Here is a 19,298-nt window from a genome sequence, read left to right on the forward strand (position 1 = left end):
TTTGTATAGGTAAAATTGGGATTGAGTTACTGATAAAATAAGTCTTTTTAAGTATGAATATTCTGTGAAAATGATATGCGTGGTGACTCCTGTTTTGTAGCCTTCGTTATATTAACATGGAATATATCAAATTACAAAGTGAAATTTTAGAAAAATTTTATTAGTACATTTTATCTGAAATAGAAATGCTATTTATTTGATTATTTTGGTACTTACTCGTATAAAACTTTGTTAGAAAAAGACTTTAAAATTTACATGTTTTTTATGAAGTGTAATATTGTAGCTTTATCTATGTGGCTTTCTCAATAACTATTAAGGTGAAAGGTTAAAATATATAGGTTTATAGATATGAATTATTACATAAAAACGCACTTAAAAAAGGATGTATGATGGTAATAGAATACAAACATCAAGGGGGAACTTAAAATGAAGTTAAATAAACTAGTGCTTAGTTGTGGAGTAGTTTCAGCATTAACACTTGGTGTGTTAGGGAATAATACTTATGCTGAAGAAGTACACAAAACGAATGATCCAATTCATTTAGTTGAACATGTTTCTGCAGACTTATTATTAACTCAAACAATGGATTATAGCGGCGAGGCTGTAACTTCTTTCGTATATGATGGGAGTACTGACTTAAGCTTCTCTATGAAAAATAATGGTCAAAATACAATGGGATATAGTGTAAAAGGTCCAAATACAGAGCTAATTGTTGGTGGTTATATAAAACCTGGAGAACAACAAATTAATGTTACAAATGTACGGAATGCTTTATCTCCATTACCGAATGGAACATATAAAATTTACGTTTCAAATGATGATGGTTCTAAGGGGCAATTCCAAGTTTCAGTAAGATCTATGAATTAAATTTAAAACGCTTTGTTTTTAAGTTAATTTAATCTTTGCTTATTGGAAAGAAGCTAAAATGAATTGAGAATTACCGATAAAAATGAAAACGAGCACCTTATCTAATTGTGAGAGGGTGTTCGTTTTTTGCTATTAAACAGAAAATAATTATAAATATATTTTGATATCCCCATTGCTAACCTACTAGATTGTGTCAACGAGAGAATGTCTACTATAAAAGATATTAAAATAAAGATGATGTAACATTTAGCTACATTATATGGGGAAATAGAAAAACCACTCTTATATGAGTGGTTTTTAGTAATTATTTTTAGGTTATACATTTAAAATTAGGCTAAGTTATAGAAATAATAACATTTTATCCGTTGTTATTATTTTGGTTCTGGATAATGATTGTAGTATGAGATTCTAATAAATTCTTGGTAGACATTTGTTAATTTGGCATCTCTAAGAGCATCGTTGAATTTTTGCATACGTACACTCCCTTGAGCGTAGCCTCCACCTGGAGTATAAGGGTTTTTAGCTTCAAAGTCATCCAAAAATACTTTTAATTTTTTATAGTCTTGAGATTGATAGAAAGCCACGGCCTCTTCAGGAGTGACATCAAAGTAAGAGGATGACGTTAAGTTATAAGAAGCTGCTTGAGCAGTAGGTGCCTCTAGCATAGTTGCAGCTCCACCGAACATAGTAAGCGCCATAGAAGATACAATAATTTTTTTAAACATAATAAAACCTCCATGTAGAATATTGGATTAATAGTAATCCTGTAATCATTATAGTTACATCGAAAATGATTATCAAATGCAATATTGCATAATATATCCCGCTATTTTTGGGCAGTAAGACTCCCGCCCAAAAATTTAATGAAAGCAAAGAAGTTAGAGGGGAATCGGGCGGATTAAAGTTTCACTTTATTCTTTGAACAAGAAGTCACCTTTATATTTAAATGGAGGAGTGTAATAGATTAAAAGAGGTGTATAAATTACTCAGATTAATAAGAAAGTGAAAAGGCTATTTTTAATAGGGGGAAAGCTTAATAATTGGAGTAAAGGAATTGCTATTTATATATTTAACATACATATTTGTCTTTTAAATTGTAGGCATGTTTTAGAATTTGTATATAGTAAATTCGTTAAAAAACTTGATAAATAATAAAATGTGTAAATTTTTTGACTATTTTATTAAAATTATTTAATATTTGTAATTTATTGTTTTATAATGATAATTGGGTCGATCGTGAATGTTTTAGATATTGCGATATATACTCGAATTAATTTATTCTAGGGAGGTTACAAAATTGGGTAAGAGAGTCATTATAAGAGTTTTTACATTATTATCAGTACTGGTATTATTCCTTAATGTATTTTTACCTAGGGCTAGTGCAGAGGTTATGACGCATGAGAAATATTCAATGGACTGGAGTTATAGTAACAGTCTAGCTAAGTACATTCGCACTGAAATGATTAAAAATTCAAGTGGTCAAATTGCTTATTGCTTAACTCTTGGATTAAAATCACCAAATGGTGAAGATCTTCCTGAAATGGGGAAAACAGATAATGTAGTATATAGAGTCTTATTAAATGGTTTCCCGCAAAAAAGTGCTGAACAGCTGGGAGTAGCTAATAAAAATGAAGCGCATTATGCAACGCAACTTGCGGTTTGGAATGCATTAGGTCAACTCGATGTAAATGAATTAAAACATGAGAATAAAAATGTTGAAAAAGCAGCTAAGGCTATTATTAGTAATGCTAATAATAGTGAAGAGACTCAAGATGTTTTTATGAATGTGATTCCTGCTGAAAAGCAAAAAGCAGAATTAAAGGGTGAATTCTTCGAAACAAATCTATATTCAGTACAAACAAATGCTAAGAGTGGTTCTTATAAGGTAGTAGCGAAAAATGCACCTAATGGAGTTAGAATTGTTAGTGAAAATGGAGAAGTGAAAGATCAGCTTTCAGTTGGAGAAAAATTTCGTATCCAAATTCCTAAGAATACAAAAACGGGTGAATTTAATTTAAGTGTTGCTGCTAATTTAACTAAAGTTCAAGCAATTGCTTACCGTGGTACGGATACTGTTCAGAATGCTACAGTACTATTAGAAAGAAATGAAGAAAAGCTTAGTAGTGATCTTGCAGTAAATTGGGAAGCAGCTGGTTCTTTAAAAATTAAAAAGGTTGGAGAAAATGGAGAAGTTTTAGCTGGTGCAGTATTTGAGGTCTTTAATACAAATAATGAATCAGTCGGAAAAATTACGACTGGTGCTGATGGTATGGCAGAATTAAACAACTTACCAATTGGTACTTACACATTAAAAGAAATTAAAGCACCAACAGGCTATGTTTCAGATGATAAACCACAAACTATTGAAGTTAAGACAGGAGAAACAGGAGCTGTCCAAATAGTAAATAACAAAGTAAAAGGTAACATCGAAATTAAAAAGCTTAGTGATTCAGGAAAGATTTTACCAAATGTTGAATTCACAGTCTTCACTGAAGATGGAAAAGAAGTGAAAAAAGTAGTAACAAAAGAAAATGGAATTGCAAACGTTGAAGGTCTTACGTATGGTAAATATTATTTCTTAGAGACAAAAACACCTAATGGATATGTTGGAAATAAAACAAAGTATCCTTTTGAAATTAAAGAGCACAATAAAACACTTACTTTTACAGTGGAAAATACCGAAGTGAAAGGTAGTGTAAAATTACTAAAAGTAGATAATGAAGATATTAGTAAAAAATTAGAAGGTGCAGTATTTGAATTGAAAGATGAAAGTGGAAAAGTAGTTGGGAAATATAAGACAGATAAAAATGGCGAGATTAACGTCAAAGATTTAGCGTATGGTAAATATTCATTTGTAGAAAAGGCTTCTCCAAACGGTTACGTTCTTGTTAAAGAACAAATCGTGTTCGAAATAAAAGAACATGGGAAGATTATTGAGTTATTGGCAGTTAATCATCTTATCAAAGGTGATCTAGAAATTACAAAGGTAGATGTGGCTGATGGAAATAACAAGCTTCCAAATGCAGAATTTACGATTTATAACGAAGTAGGAAAAGAAGTAGTAAAAGGAAAAACAGACGATAAAGGAATCGCTAAATTTGAAAAATTACCATTTGGAAAATACACATATAACGAAACTATTGCACCAAAAGGCTATGTATTAAATGAAGAAACGTTCTCTTTTGAAATTAAAGAGAATGGTCAAATCATTAAACACATTGTCAAAGATGAAAAGATTCCTTCAATAAAAACAACAGCTACTGATAAAACAGATGGTACAAAAGAAATGCACACGTCTAAGTCTGTAACAATCCAAGATAAAGTGGAATACAAAGATCTACAAGTAGGTAAAGAGTACACTTTAAAAGGTAAATTAATGAATAAAGAGACTAATAAACCATTAGTTGTAAATGGTAAAGAAGTAACAGCTGAAACGAAGTTTACACCAAAAGAAGCAAATGGTTCTATTACATTAGACTTTACATTTGATGCAACTGGTTTAGAAGAAAAAGAAGTAGTAGTATTCGAAGAGTTACTGAAAGACGGAAAAGTTGTTACGACACATGCTGATATCAATGATAAAGGTCAAACAGTTAAGTTCGTTAAGCCATCAATAAAAACGACAGCTACAAACAAAGCTGATGGTGGAAAAGAGATTCATTCAAAGGATTCTATCACTATTCAAGACAAAGTAGAGTATACTAACTTAGTTGTAGGTAAAGAGTACACTGTAAAAGGTAAACTAATGAACAAAGCTATTAACAAACCATTATTAATTGATGGTAAAGAAGTAACAGCTGAGACTAAGTTTACTGCAAAAGAAAAGAACGGTTTTGTAACATTAGACTTTACTTTCGCTGGTGCTGAACAGCAAGGAAGAGAAGTAGTCGTGTTTGAAGACTTATTACATGAAGGTCAAGTAATTGCAACTCACGCTGACATTAACGATGTAGGTCAAACAGTTCGATTTGTAGAACCGTCCATTAAAACGACAGCTACAAACAAAGCTGATGGTTCTAAAGAGTTAGACGTTTCTAAATCTGTAACAATCCAAGATAAAGTGGAATACAAAGACTTAATCGTGGGTAAAGAGTACGTTGTGAAAGGCAAACTAATGGATAAAGCAACAAAAAAACCATTATTAGTTGATGGTAAAGAAGTAACAGTAGAATCTAAGTTTACTGCTAAAGAGAAGAATGGTTCTATCACATTAGACTTCATATTAAATGCTTCTGAACTACAAGGTAAAGAAGTAGTAGTATTTGAAGAACTGTATCAAGATAATATATTAGTAGCTATTCACGCTGAAATTGAAGATAAGGGACAAACAGTGAAATTTAAAGAGGGAAAATCGGAACAACCTAAACCAGAACAGCCAAATTCAGGTAAAAATACGCCAACACCAGAGCAACCTAACGAGCAAGTAAAAGAACAACCACAACTTAAGAAAGAAATTCAATCTAAAATTGGATGGTTACCGCAAACAGGTACTAATCTTACAAGTTGGATCTCTATGGCTGCAGGAGCATTACTGTTAATTGTTGGTGGAGTGATTTTCTTAAAACGTAAAAATGCATAGAAATTAAAAAATAAGCACATCTGTTTTTATAACAAGATGTGCTTATTTTTATCATTTTAGCCAAGAAGACTCCTATATTTAAGCGTGAATGGCATTTAAAATAGCAACTTTATTTGTAGTAAACAATACATAATTTTGTTTTACTGTTTTAATTAAAATACGGTCTGTTGTCCCATAAGCTGTTCCAATACATATTACATCTACTTCTTCAACACCAGCATAGGTAGCATCTTCGGTAACCTCAATCACATCACGTAATGGAATTATAATCTCCGCCAATTACCATGAAATAATTAACTCTTCATTTGTTTTTTTTACATTAATGCCTAGCATTATACCAAGACCTTTCAATAATAATAATATGCTATACTTCTAATCTTATTATATAAATTTTTAGATTATTTATCTATATATAGGAATAGAATTTATTTCTATTTGTGAGCATCTTAATGATGTCAAACAAATAGAAGGATATACAGTCTTTCTATTAAGAAATATGTTAAGAACAAAATTTTACTTCAAATTAATATGAATTTGATATGGTTGAGATATTATGAACGAGAAACAGTAAGAGTTGCAGGAAGGAAATGAATAATGAGACTTAAATTAGTAGGGATTTTCATTTGTGTAATTATGATGTTAGGTATCTTTATAATTTACACCAATCAATCTATTGCTAAAGAACCAGATAAGATGAACTATGAATCTCGTGAAAACTTCATAAATAAAGAGAAAGATAGTAGAGGAAAAAGGCAATCAAAATACAATGAAAGTTCTTTTGCTAGTATACAGGCTGTAGTTAATAAGGAATATGGATTACCCGAAGACTTAGTGGACAGGATTGTTACTGCATTAACAGATAAACCTAATGTGTAAATTATTCAGTGTTTATGAATTCTATTATTACTATTTAAAGCCTAATTTCTCAATGTATTGTAGAGAAATTAGGCTTTTTTTATCAATTCATTAAAGTTTTTATAATTCAAGGACTCAAGTTAATGATTATATTTTCAAGTATTCGTTTTGAGCTACATAGATATAGTTTTCGTTGCAACTGTTTGTTGAAATATTTTATCATGCTCAACAATAACCATTGTGGGATTAAATTGTTGAATAAGTTCTTCAATCTGCATACGGGAATAGATATCTATAAAATTTAGTGGTTCGTCCCATATATATATATGAGCTTTTTCACATAAACTTTTAGCGATAAGCAGTTTTTTCTTTTGTCCACCAGAATAATGAGATATATCTTTTTCAAATTGAATTCGGTCAAAGTCCATCTTACTTAGGATGGACTTAAATAAGGTTTCATCAATCTTGTGCTCTTCAATAAAGCCTGATAGCGATCCCTTCAAATGAGAAGTATCTTGTTGGACATAGGAAATGATGAGTCCTGTACCTAAAGTAACTAAGCCTGTATGCTGTATCGGATGTCCTAGAATTAGTTTTAGGATACTACTTTTTCCGCTCCCATTCGTTCCATCAAGTACAATTCGGTCACCTTGTTCAACTATGAAGCTAATCGGCTCATTCACAATTTGATCATTGTACTTAACGGACACGTCAACTAAAGTAACCAATTCATTTGATTTAAATTGTAGTTGTTCCAATTTTAATGACTCAGTTTTTTCCACATTTTTTAGTAATTTTGATTTTTCCTCAATAGCTTTTTGTTGCCTTGATTCAAGGTTTTTTGCTCTTTTCATCATCTTGGCTGCTTTATGTCCTACAAACCCCTTATCCAACTTAGAGCCTGAATTCCTCGTTCCATTTTTTGAAGCTTCCACGTCATGAGACCAACTTGCTGAACGTTTGGAAGACTGTTTTAATCGCCCTATGTCTTTTTGTAGACGCTCATTTGTAGCCTTCTCGTGTTCTTGCTGTCTATCAAAATTTAACTTCCAAGAAGAATAGTTACCACTTTGAACTTCAATATTTGCTCTATTAATAGATAGGATATGGTCAACGCACCCATCTAAAAAGATTCTGTCATGTGAAATTAAAATAAATCCTTTTTTCTTCCTTAGATAATCGGAGACTATCTTTCGTGCATCTGTATCTAAGTGATTTGTTGGTTCATCAATTAATAGAAATTGACCCGCATTTAAAAACAGTGCAGCAAGCAACACTTTTGTTTGTTCCCCATTTGATAATGTTTTAAATGGTCTGTACATGACCTCAGCATCAACATTTAAATAGGATATCTCACGTAGAAGTTCCCAATCTGCGGCTTGGGGACAAATTTCTTCAAGGATTTCATGAGTGAATTTGTTCTTATCTGAAACAGAGTAGGGGAAGTAATTGAATTCTACTGAAGCAAGGATTTTCCCGCTATACTCATAATTCCCTAACAATAAATTAAAGAATGTCGTTTTACCTCGTCCGTTTCTACCAATAAATCCTAGCTTCCAATCCGTATCTATTTGGAAGTTTACACTTTCAAAAATATTATCAAAGCTACCTGGGTATGAAAAAGTTAAGTCTTGGACCTTTATCATTGACATAATAATTCCTCCTTTATATATCGAAACGTTTCATATAAAGTCGGAACATCCATCCATTTTTTAATTCCTCTATATAAGTTTGATGGATATTAACGACTTATATAGAGCATTACATGTGTAACAATAGTATCTGAAGTACTCATTTTTCTCGCTCCTTTATTTGTGAAGTACATTTAACAATTAGTAAGTTTCAACTAAGACAAACGGGAATAAAAAAATCCCCCAATTTGTAATCGGAAGGATTAGTCTTTCGTCTATACTTAATAAGTACTTATTAATCATTTGAATCATGACAAATAAAGTATGAACTGAATTTTAAAAATGGATAGACTAACCCTATATTTTGTAGTTTGAAGTTATAAAATTCAACTTAAAATATAAATTAGTTAATCATTATTCATCCATCATTCCTTTCATAATTCTATTTTTAGAGTAACATTCTTTTTAGGGAGATGCAATATTAGCTTCAATTTCATCTAATTCTAAATCATTTATAATTCTTTGAGTAAGGAGATAAAACTTTACCGCCCTTTTTATAAACATCACATTTTTGTTCAATAGGTCATGTCTTTTGTCCGTTAAAAAGGGAGGATATGAAATTGACATCAAATTTTTGTGTAACTATAATAGTTACAGTTGGTTTCGTAAACTAATTTGAATTTCTATTTTAATGATAGTATATTTTCATTCCTTTTTAAGTGTGACAGATAGCAACTATAATCCAATAGAGGAGTAGATTCTATCTCATATGTAAAGAGTAGATAAGTTGTACCCGCCAAATTTACGACGCGCAAATACTTAAAAAATTACATTTTTCAGCTTATCCTTTTTAGAATCCTCAGTATTGATAATTGTAAACATCTACAAAAAGTTAATAAGATTGTTGTGTGTAGAAAGAAATCTTTTAAAAAGGTCATAATATGGATAATAGGTAGCACACATTTTAATTAGTAGGACTTGTGCCACCATCAAGCCATTTTTTAATAAAAGTATAGAAAAAACTCAAGAAGGTGAGTCCATTGCGTAAGCATGCATATGTGCAATTTTATGTATTGATATTGGCTTTAATAACTTATATAAGCTTTTGCTTTATATTTTTATTTGTTTTTCCGAATCATTATTTCGTATCAGATTTTAATATCCGACTATCATCTTTAGTCGTTGAAACTACTGTATTTATCTCATTACTGTATTCTATATTATCCCAAAAAATTAAGTTAGGAGTATTCTGGGTTTGCATTACTATTGCAATAGGGTGTTTTTTGATAGGGAATTTCATATCCGCTTTTCAAGTACTTAATGTAGAATTACCAATACAAAATTTTAATATTTCTGATGTATTTCTACTGTTTTTCTTATTCTTCTTTCTTTTTGCGTTCTTTTATAAAATTATGATGGAATGTAACAAATGGGAGAAAGCGTATTTACTTTGTGATTTATGCATTGTTGTTACTGCTATTTTTACATTAGAGTGGTACCTATTTAATAAACCATCTGCAAATATTTTATTCTTATCAATTGGAGATGTTTTTCTCTCATTTATTTTTCCGATTATAGATTTATTGCTTCTATTACTTGGAGTTACACTGATCTTTCGACCTGCTATTTTCAATGCAAAAAGTAAATTGTTTATTTTTATCCTAGTATTAACTGGATTGGCTATTACGGACTATTTGTATTTTTACTTACAAGGTGATTTGTCAGAGCGTTCAGTTATATTTTTAAGGTGTTTGTATAGAGTTTTCCTATTATTTATCGCTATTGCTGCTACAATCCCAAAGAATACTTCTTCTAAAAGAAATTATTTTATTATTAATCCGACATTTGGAGAGAAACTTCTTGGTATATTCCCTTATCTTGCAGTTGCAGTCTTAATTGGCTTTACTTTGAAAGAGCAAACTTCTTCAGCTACATTAATTACGGGAAATTGTATTGCTTTTGTATTTGTACTGATTCGTCATACAATCGTACGAATGCAAAACAAAGAGTTAACTAAAACATTAAAAGTGTTTAATAATCAATTAGAACAAACAGTATCTCAAAGAACAAGGGATTTAATAAATAAATCTAATGATTTAGTAAAAAATCAAGAGAGATTTAAGTCATTATATGAGTATCATCCGGATCCTATTTTAACGATTGATTCAAACGGTATCGTATTAAATATAAACCAGGCTGGAAGTATGTTATTAGGAAAAGAAAGTGCTGCATTGATAGGGAAAGAGTGCTTCTCTATTTTTTTAGATGAAGATAAATCTGAATTGGAAGCAGCTATAAAGAAAGGGAAACGATGTAGTTCATCTTCACTACAGTTACGTGTGAAAAATAACAATGAGAAGGATATACTCTTTTGGTATGTCACTATAGTTCCTATTATGATAGAAGGACAAACCTTTGGGAGCTATGTAATGGTAAAAGACATAACAAGGATGAAACAACAACAGGAAGAGATAAATTACCTTGCATTCCATGATACGGTGACGGAGATTGGAAATCGTATATTCTTCCAACAAGAATTAGATAGATCTATTAAGCGTGCACAAAAAACACAGGATAAGTTTGGGCTCCTGTATATTGATTTAAATCGCTTTAAGACTATTAATGATACATTGGGTCATTCGATTGGTGACAAGGTTTTAAAAGAAGTTGCCAAACGTTTTAGGACATGTCTGTCACCGACTATTCCTCTAGCAAGAATAGGTGGTGATGAGTTTGCGATCATTGTCCATAACCAAACAGAGCAACAGCTATTGGATTTGTGTACAACTTTATTTCGTATAACTGAAGAACCATTTGTAGTAAATCAGCATAGTTTTTACTTATCTCTTAGTATAGGAATAGCAGTGTATCCATTTGGAGGAATAAATACTACTACACTTTTACAACACGCTGATATCGCTATGTATAGCGCAAAGGAAAAAGGTAACAATGCTGTTTGTATGTATGACGAGACATTATCTCAAAAAGTAACTCGTCGATTACGATTAGAACAGGATTTACCAAATGCAATTGAAAATAATGAGTTGTTTTTATTGTATCAACCACAAATTGATAGTAAGGCAGGTAAGGTTATTGGTGCAGAGGCTTTAATACGTTGGCAACATCCAGAGCTTGGGCTGATTTCTCCTTTTGAGTTTATACCTATCGCAGAAGAAACGGCGCAGATTATTTCAATTGGGAAGTGGACGTTACAGAAAGCGTGTCAACAACTGAAAGAATGGCATTCTGCGGGCTTTTCAAATCTAAAGATGGGGATAAATTTATCAGCTATAGAGTTTGAACAGAAAGATTTTGTTCAAACCATTATATCTACCATAGAAGAGATAGGAGTACCTGCTAATTCGATTGATTTGGAATTAACAGAGCGAATAGCAATGGTAGATGAAAAGGAAACCTTATCGAAGTTAAAAGCATTAAAATCATATGGTGTACATTTATCAATTGACGATTTTGGTACAGGTTATTCTTCATTAGCGTATCTGCCTCTTTATCCAATTGATACTTTGAAAATTCCAAGAGAATTTGTTAATAGGATTGGAACTTCTACTGATGGAGATGAAATTATACAAACCATTATTTCACTTGCTCATACTTTAAACATGAAAGTGATAGCAGAAGGGGTAGAAACGAAGGAACAATTAACAGTGTTACAACGTACTGCATGTTATCTAATTCAGGGCTATTACTACAGTAAACCTGTAAATGAAGATGAATTTATTGGTTTTTTAAGTACAATACAAAATGAATAAGTGAAAAATCAGTATATGTATGAAATAAAGTGAAAAGACGATCTATCCATATGGATTTGAACGTCTTTTCATTTTATTTTCAGTAGTTATGCAGCAAGGTTTCAGCCTTTGAAAGTAAAATAAGTATCTATATTCCTTGTATTTAGGGCTAATGCGATATGAGGTGAAAGTTGCTTCTTGTGAAACCGCATTAGGGACAGCTCGTATATTCTTAAAGCAATTTGAAAAAGCGGAAGAACATTTCAATCGTTCCATTGACCTTTTGCAAAAACATAATGAAGAAAAATTGATTTTAATAGTAAGGCATAATCTAGGACTATTATATGCAACTCAAAATTTATCTAAATTAGCAATTCGTCATTTATCAGAAGTGACAGAGAAGAATATTGCCCATTTTAAAGCGTTGTTCTTACAAGCGCGTGAACACTATAAGCTAAGAAAAACAAATATTGTAAAAGAACTTATTGAAAAAGGATTAGCAGTTTGTATGGAATTAGGAAATGAAGAGTATATCATTTCAATATTTTACGTTCTCTTAATGAAGATGAAGCAATTAAACTCTTAGAAGAAGTGAAAAAAGTATTTCTTACTTCGAAAAGCAAGGTTTATGGGATTTCGTAGAAGAATATGCAGATCTAAAAAAGGAAGAAATTATACAATAATCACATGCTATCATTTTTAATAGCTAATTAACAAAAGGACTTCAATTATGGATTCTCTTTGTTAATGGGATAATGCTTTAGTTTATCTAATTATAACAATATTTGTAAAAGGTGTAAAAGGGTCCTAGTTTGGAGGGGGAATTATTTAATCTTTTTTATTTAATAAAAGGGATGATATTTAGTTATCTGCGCTTCTTAATTATGTTTTTTATCACAATTTGAAGTAAATTTCAGTTAATCTTATTTATTTTATAGGAATTATAAGTTATACTAAAAGTAGGTGCAAAATGTACCATTTGGAAAAGAGTGCATTGCAAAAAGGAATCCGTAAAGGATTCCTTTTTTGTTTCTTTTAAAATGAAGCAACGTTCTAATTATCTCTTTCTTTTTTTATGAATGAACTACCAATGTATAAATTTAAAAGGTATTTTTGGAAAATTGCCATATTCCTGTAACAAAACAAAGGTATGTTATGTGTGTTAAATATAAAGAGAAAGAAGGGAAAGTTGTGAAAAAAGTTTTGCCAATTGTTGCGTTATTAGGCATGATGAGTTTTGGAGTACAGGAAATGAATGTAAGAGCTGATACATACCACAAGGGAGATTCAAAAATTAGTTTTTGGGATTCGAAAAGAAAGGGTACTAATTTCATGAATAGTACGTCATTACCTGAAAACTATAAAAGTGCAAAAGAAGCTAATATTGAATATGTGCGTTTAGCACCTGATAAATGGGCAAAAGATAAAGATTTTCTATTTGAGGATAAACCAGATACTTCTGGAAAGGATTTTCTGATAGGTAATGCAGATAACTATCGGGGATTAGTAAAGGAAGATCTAGAAAAATTAAAGGCGGATTTAGATGCCGCACAATCACAAGGAATGAAAGTCGTTCTTACAATGTTATCCTTACCTGGTGATCGATGGCGTCAATTTAATAATAATAAGAATGACGACAGAATATGGGAAGAAGAGAAGTATCAAGAACAAGCAAGTCAATTTTGGAAGGACCTCGCTCTGGAACTAAAAGATCACCCCGCGGTGGTTGGTTATAATATTATAAATGAACCACATCCAGAAACAGCTAAAAATAATAGATATAATGATTTTTGGACGGAAGATTACGAGAAATGGTATGCAAAAGTAAAAGGAACGACAGCTGATTTAAACAGATTTTATGAAAAGGTGATTAACTCCATTCGTGAAGTGGACAAAGAAACACCGATTATTTTAGATTCAGGTTTATATGCTACTCCATGGGCCTTTAAATATTTAAAACCAGTAGAGGATAAAAAAACACTATACGCATTTCATATGTATGAACCATATGAATTAACGAGCCAAGGTGAAAAACAAAACAAGGAATATCAATATCCAGGATTAGTAAAAGTAGGGGATTTAGAGAAACCTGTAATGTGGAATAGACAGGGATTAGAGAAGTTTTTGAAGCCAATTCAACAATGGTCTAAGAAAAATCATGTACCATCTAATCGAATTATTGCAGAGGAGTTTGGAATTAACCGTACTGTTCCAGGTGCTACTCAATACATGCAAGATCTTATTTCTATCTTTAACCAAAAAGGATGGCATAAATCATTCTATGCATTCCGTGAAGACACATGGACAGGGATGAATTATGAATTGGGAACAGAAAAAATAAAATGGGATGAAGAGGGTAAACCGATGCGTCAAGATAATTCACTCTGGGATGTAATAAAAAAAGATTTACAAACGCGTAAATAGTTTAGAATATTAGGTTTAAGGACTAAATGTAAGCATCTAATTCAAATAGAATTAGATGCTTTTTATTTCGAAAAAAGGTGGAGTTGAATTAAAGGTTCCATCTTTTCTTTTGCATAAAGAGTACCAATCAGGTTTATTTACAACGAAAAATAAGATTTTTAGAGAATAGCTTAGAAAAAATTGTGGAGGTTTAAACAAATGTGGTCACAATTGTTTAAACCTTTAAAGTAAAATGGAAGTTGGACAGTTGCTATACAGGCAGCAAATTTACAATATGTTTCAGCTGAGCCTTCGGGAAATATAATAGCAAATCGTAATGCAGTTAATGAATGGGAGAAATTCGAATTAATTCCGACTGGGGAATTATATACGTACGCTTTAAAAACTAAAAGTAATGGGAAGTATGTTTTGTTTGAGCCAAATGGTAGAGTAGTAGCAGATCGTACATCAATTGGTGCATGGGAAAAGTTTATCTTATATAATGGTGGAGACAATAGGATATATGTATTACAAGCACTAAGTAATGGTAGATATATATCAGCAAATGGTGGTAGAGAATTAACAGCTACTAGTTATGTAGTTGGAAGCTGGGAAAGATTTGTTATTGTATACTTCTAAACTTTGAAGTGTTATATATCTAAATGATAATGGCATGTTTAGTTGGTATAAATACCTAATACAATAAAGTTTTAAGCATGTAATACAAGTGTATATTAACGTGTAAAAGGGCTGCAAATAATTAGCAGTCCTTTTTGCATGGACTTACTGAGGTTATAATGAGAAGAAAAAGAACCCTATAGGGTTCTTTTTCAAGGCATATTAACAGTAAGGAGAATCATGAAATGCTACTTCAAATCTTTATTAGGGGAAAGATTTTGAAAAAGCTTAACATGTATTTATTTTTACATAAATGTAAGATGTAGTAAATTGATAATGTTTATACTTACTATTACTAATATTCAATTAAGATAGTTAATACTATTTATATAGTGTTAACTGGTGTATAGTACAGTATAGATTTAGAAATTTAATATTAGATTACATTTGTTAAAAAAGTTAATAGATATATTATTTCAAATTCTAACTAACATTTAAACGGTTTTAATTGAAATTGGTTGTGTATTAACTCTTATAAGCCAATAAAAGTAAATAAAATAAACAAAGACCCTGTAATAAATACAGGGCCGGATACAGGGTTAAGGGAACGCATAGTTTCTTAATATCATAGTAGCATATATTCTTTGTATAGCTACATGAGGATTTTGACAGAATTAAGAACAAGACAGAAAATCTGTAGGAAAGCAAATATAGTGCTGGAAATGTGATTTTAAATTAAAACATATGTATATTGAAATAGATGAAAACTCTTGAGTACCATGATTAAATTGCCTTTAATTATGAGGTTTAGGTTAGAGGGATAATTGGATCTTACTGAAAAGAAAAAATGTTTTTTAGATTAAAAGAAGAAAAGACACCTTTTGGGTGTCTTTTCTTTAGGTAAACAGTTCACATATTGCTGAATTAGATACGAAACCATAATTCGACTACGAAGTAAATCCTAACATAATCTGAACAGAAAAAATATGTAATATTACATTTTTATTTTTTAATTATTTTATTCAATATAGAGAAGCAACGTAAATAAAAGGGCATGCAGTCGTATCTGCAGCCCTTTTTAGGAGGAATTCAAGATACCATTAGGACACGTATTGGTAAACAGGTTCAAAAATAGTATGTGTGTTAAGAAAAAGTCCTATACAAAAAAATTACTGTAAGTAAGCCTATTTGTATGTGAAATAAAGAAGGGCCGTCCTATTTGGAGGGCTCTTCTCGTTTGAAGAATTAATATTCAAATAGTTTATCCATTAAATTTTGAATTTCACGTTTTCTTTTTTCTTTTATCAATTGTATACTAATTACCCTCAATTATTAATTGAGGGTAAAGAAGTAACTGTTGAGATTAAGTTTATTGAAAAAGAAAAAAGGTTTTGTAAAGCTAGCCATTACTTTCGTTGGTACTAAACAGCAAGAAAGAGAAATAGTAGTGTTTGAAGACTTATTACATAAAGGTCAAGTAATTGTAACATACCCTGATGTTAATCAGATTTGGAAAAAGAAAAACAAATTTACATACTATACTTAGCATCTAGATGAGACTTATATCAAAGTCAAAGGAGAGTGGGGTTATCTTTAGTGTACAAGGGAGCAAGATGGAGTTAATGATGAATAGTTAATTTCATAATTAAGAAATAGTTAAGAAATAGTTAAGCCCGGTTTAAAATTTGCTTTCTATACTAAAAACATAAGCATACAAGAAAGTTGGTGTTCTTACATGAGCGCAATAATAAAGACTACAAATTTAACAAAGATTTATGGCAATCAGAAATCAGTGGATAATCTTAATATAACCGTAAATCAAGGAGAAATTTACGGCTTTTTAGGTCGAAATGGTGCAGGGAAGACGACTACAATTAGAATGTTATTAGGATTGATAAAGCCCACCCATGGAAAGATTGAAATATTTGGAGAAGATTTATTAAAAAATCAAAAAGAAATCCTTAAAAGAATTGGGTCTATTGTTGAAGTTCCTGGATTTTATGAGAATCTTACAGCACGGGAAAATCTACTAATTAATGCGAAAATTATTGGGATACACAAAAAAAATGCAATTGATGAAGCGTTAGAAATCGTGGGATTGCAACATGAAACTAAAAAGCTTGTGGGCAAATATTCTTTAGGGATGAAGCAAAGATTAGGGATTGCTAGATCTCTTCTTCATTACCCAGAATTATTAATATTAGATGAGCCTACTAATGGTTTGGATCCAATAGGAATTAAGGAAATTAGAAGATTGATACAAAATTTGGCTAAAGAAAGAAAAATTACTTTATTAATATCCAGCCACATTTTATCGGAAATAGAACAGTTAGTAGATCATATGGGGATCATTCATGAAGGTAAGCTCTTAGAGGAAATCGAATTTAACAGCCTTAGAAAAAAGAATCGCAAATATATTGAGTTTCAAGTATCGAATGACAATAAAGCTACAAAAATCTTAGAGAAAAACTTTGGTATTTTTGATTATGAAGTTCATAATGAGGGGATTATTCGCGTGTATTCTAAACTTGGGCAACAAGGAGATATTAATAAAATATTTGTACAAAATGATATTCAGGTTTTGAAAATCTTGATGAGTGAAGACAGATTAGAAGATTACTTCACAAAATTAGTTGGAGGTGGAACAATTGGTTAATCTGTTATATACAGAATTATTAAAGCTAAAACGATCCCATATGTTCTTAATTAGTATTCTCGGTGCATCGGTAGTACCTTTTATGGTAGTAGTAGCATCATTTGTAAGCTTAAAAACTAAACATCCTACTCCTACTATTGTATTTAGTCAATTGTTTGGTGAAGTAAATTTATATACTGTTCTAATAATAGGAGTACCACTATATGGGGTAGTAACCGCCTACCTATTTATTCGGGAATATACAGAAGATACATTAAAGAATTTATTAACTATACCTGTATCACGTATGAATTTTCTTATAAGTAAATTCCTACTTCTATTTTCGTGGATTATGATGTTAACTTTTGTAGCATGGGGATTAACATTATTATTAGGGATAATATTTCAATTTGATGGACTAAGTTCATCCTTAATAAGGGAATCTTTTGTACAGTTTTTGATAGGTGGATTATTGCTTTTTATTTTATCAACACCAATCATACTTTTAACAATTGTACTTAAGAATTACGTACCGACCATTGTATTTACAGTTGTAATAACCATGATTAATTTAATGACAGCAAATTCAGAACATAGAGGATTGTTTCCATGGGCAGCAGCAGGTGATATCTCAAGAAATACGCTTCAGCCCACTTATCCTCCCGAGTACTCCTATATAGGTATATTTGGAACATCTATTATTGGATTAGTATTATTGATTTCATATTTTAAAAAGGTAGATATTCATTAAGAAAAATAAAATGGGACCATCTAAAACTATTAGGTAGTAACAAAAAGTAGATTAAAAAATTATAATTAGCGTTTGATTTATATATGGTAAGGAGGAGTTTGAAAATGTCTTTTTCTCAATTCAATATTGATGCTTTTCGAGCCGTTAACGATTTAGGTAAACAGTACCCATTTCTCAATTCTACTATGACGTTCGTGGCAGAATATATGGTATATTTCTTAGCTTTAATTATTGTAGTGTATTGGTTTACTCGATCTAACCAAAATCGAATGATGGTTGTTCAAGCGATGATTGCTTTTGTGATTGCTGAGGTTATCGGGAAAATAGCAGGAAAGTTTCATTCAAACTATCAACCATTTGCAGAGTTACCCAATGTTAATAAATTGGTAGAGCATGCTGTTGATAATTCATTTCCAAGTGACCATACAATTTTATTCTTTTCAATTTGTTTTTCATTTTGGCTTGTTCATAAAAAGATTGGTTGGCTATGGATTACACTTGCATTCTGTGTAGCCATTTCTCGTATCTGGGTAGGAGTTCATTATCCTTTCGATGTTATAACAGGTGCTATATTAGGGATTGTTTCAGCGATAATTGCTTATTGGTTAGTACCAAAAGTTACTTTCTTGAAAAGAATACTTTCTATATATGAAAAAGGGGAAAACTACATTTTACCTGCAAAAGATAAATCAAAAAATTTTTAAGGAAAAACATCTGAATTATAAGTAGCTTTTTGCTTATAGTGTTAATTTGATGTTAGATAAAGATGAAACATTTCTAGGACAATTGAAGTGGCAAGTTTAAGCCACTTCAATTGTCCTAGAATGACTGAGTGAAAATATGGTTTATATATGTATCATCAATACGAATAACGTTTTCTTGGTAAGAATTTACTCATTACAATTTTTTTTGGAAGACTAAACCTCATAGACATACCCCACATCATTTTCACTTCAAAAATGAATTTCATACTTAAGTTAAAACAGTTATAAGGGATAGGATAACATTGGTGTTCATTCCTTGTTGTAATAATTGTAGATATACATAATTATTTTTTGGAAAACAATTTACAGTAATATTACGTTTTTAGAGGAGAAATCAAGTTGTCAAAATCACTAATAAATATGATTTATTAGTGATTTTGACAACTTGAGAAAATAATTCGTTTATTATTTTGATTACAATATAAGGTAGTATTAGAATGTAGCGT

At 30.8% G+C, this 19,298-nt stretch carries 10 protein-coding genes and 6 pseudogenes; 13 read left to right on the forward strand and 3 right to left on the reverse strand.

Going from position 1 to position 19,298, the window contains the following annotated elements; translation table 11 throughout:
• The first annotated feature begins 426 nt into the window (after nucleotides 1-426).
• Entirely contained in the window at nucleotides 427-867 is a 441-nt protein-coding gene (locus ACTFRH_RS11365) for a hypothetical protein (RefSeq protein ID WP_000773515.1), read from the forward strand.
• A gap of 371 nt (nucleotides 868-1,238) precedes the next feature.
• On the opposite strand, the gene ACTFRH_RS11370 is transcribed toward ACTFRH_RS11365, so the two are convergent.
• Entirely contained in the window at nucleotides 1,239-1,592 is a 354-nt protein-coding gene (locus tag ACTFRH_RS11370) for a hypothetical protein (protein WP_000473480.1), read from the reverse strand.
• Between the two features lie 572 nt (nucleotides 1,593-2,164).
• On the opposite strand from ACTFRH_RS11370, the gene ACTFRH_RS11375 reads away from it, so the two are divergent.
• On the forward strand, nucleotides 2,165-5,446 hold the full coding sequence (locus tag ACTFRH_RS11375; RefSeq protein ID WP_000520178.1) for a VaFE repeat-containing surface-anchored protein: 3,282 nt from the start codon (nucleotides 2,165-2,167) through the stop codon (nucleotides 5,444-5,446).
• A gap of 78 nt (nucleotides 5,447-5,524) precedes the next feature.
• On the opposite strand, the gene ACTFRH_RS11380 is transcribed toward ACTFRH_RS11375, so the two are convergent.
• Nucleotides 5,525-5,725: a SunI/YnzG family protein gene (locus ACTFRH_RS11380; protein ID WP_000807768.1), complete on the reverse strand. Its 201-nt coding sequence runs from the start codon at nucleotides 5,723-5,725 to the stop codon at nucleotides 5,525-5,527.
• Between the two features lie 315 nt (nucleotides 5,726-6,040).
• On the opposite strand from ACTFRH_RS11380, the pseudogene ACTFRH_RS11385 reads away from it, so the two are divergent.
• Nucleotides 6,041-6,274, forward strand: a pseudogene (locus ACTFRH_RS11385) (hypothetical protein); the annotation flags it as partial.
• Between the two features lie 200 nt (nucleotides 6,275-6,474).
• On the opposite strand, the gene ACTFRH_RS11390 reads toward ACTFRH_RS11385, so the two are convergent.
• Complete coding sequence (locus ACTFRH_RS11390; RefSeq protein ID WP_000061795.1) at nucleotides 6,475-7,953, reverse strand: Lsa family ABC-F type ribosomal protection protein; 1,479 nt, start codon at nucleotides 7,951-7,953, stop codon at nucleotides 6,475-6,477.
• Nucleotides 7,954-8,972: 1,019 nt separating this feature from the next.
• On the opposite strand from ACTFRH_RS11390, the gene ACTFRH_RS11395 reads away from it, so the two are divergent.
• The 10 genes and pseudogenes from ACTFRH_RS11395 to ACTFRH_RS11440 all read left to right on the forward strand — a co-directional run bounded on the left by ACTFRH_RS11395 (nucleotide 8,973) and on the right by ACTFRH_RS11440 (nucleotide 18,792).
• Nucleotides 8,973-11,702, forward strand: coding sequence for a sensor domain-containing protein (locus ACTFRH_RS11395; protein WP_001225490.1), 2,730 nt, complete (start codon nucleotides 8,973-8,975; stop codon nucleotides 11,700-11,702).
• A gap of 151 nt (nucleotides 11,703-11,853) precedes the next feature.
• Nucleotides 11,854-12,018 (forward strand): annotated as a pseudogene (locus ACTFRH_RS11400) (tetratricopeptide repeat protein); the annotation flags it as partial.
• Nucleotides 12,019-12,150: 132 nt separating this feature from the next.
• Nucleotides 12,151-12,323 (forward strand): annotated as a pseudogene (locus ACTFRH_RS11405) (aspartate phosphatase).
• A 513-nt stretch (nucleotides 12,324-12,836) separates the two neighbouring features.
• Nucleotides 12,837-14,105 carry a glycoside hydrolase family 5 protein gene (locus ACTFRH_RS11410; protein WP_002026152.1) on the forward strand — a complete coding sequence of 423 codons (1,269 nt, stop codon included), beginning with the start codon at nucleotides 12,837-12,839 and terminating at the stop codon, nucleotides 14,103-14,105.
• Nucleotides 14,106-14,336: 231 nt separating this feature from the next.
• A pseudogene (locus tag ACTFRH_RS11415) lies at nucleotides 14,337-14,723 on the forward strand (fascin domain-containing protein); the annotation flags it as partial.
• 1,308 nt (nucleotides 14,724-16,031) lie between these two features.
• Nucleotides 16,032-16,212, forward strand: a pseudogene (locus ACTFRH_RS11420) (VaFE repeat-containing surface-anchored protein); the annotation flags it as partial.
• Nucleotides 16,201-16,296, forward strand: a pseudogene (locus ACTFRH_RS11425) (IS6 family transposase); the annotation flags it as partial. The pseudogenes ACTFRH_RS11420 and ACTFRH_RS11425, both read left to right, overlap by 12 nt.
• A gap of 141 nt (nucleotides 16,297-16,437) precedes the next feature.
• Nucleotides 16,438-17,358 carry an ABC transporter ATP-binding protein gene (locus tag ACTFRH_RS11430; RefSeq protein ID WP_001273092.1) on the forward strand — a complete coding sequence of 307 codons (921 nt, stop codon included), beginning with the start codon at nucleotides 16,438-16,440 and terminating at the stop codon, nucleotides 17,356-17,358.
• Nucleotides 17,351-18,088, forward strand: coding sequence for an ABC transporter permease (locus ACTFRH_RS11435; RefSeq protein WP_000247702.1), 738 nt, complete (start codon nucleotides 17,351-17,353; stop codon nucleotides 18,086-18,088). The genes ACTFRH_RS11430 and ACTFRH_RS11435 overlap by 8 nt, the downstream gene beginning before the upstream one ends.
• A gap of 104 nt (nucleotides 18,089-18,192) precedes the next feature.
• On the forward strand, nucleotides 18,193-18,792 hold the full coding sequence (locus ACTFRH_RS11440; protein WP_000010574.1) for an undecaprenyl-diphosphatase: 600 nt from the start codon (nucleotides 18,193-18,195) through the stop codon (nucleotides 18,790-18,792).
• The last annotated feature ends 506 nt before the right edge of the window (nucleotides 18,793-19,298 follow it).

The organism is Bacillus cereus group sp. MYBK216-1, assembly GCF_051916495.1.
Classification (GTDB): Bacteria; Bacillota; Bacilli; order Bacillales; family Bacillaceae_G; genus Bacillus_A; species Bacillus_A thuringiensis_K.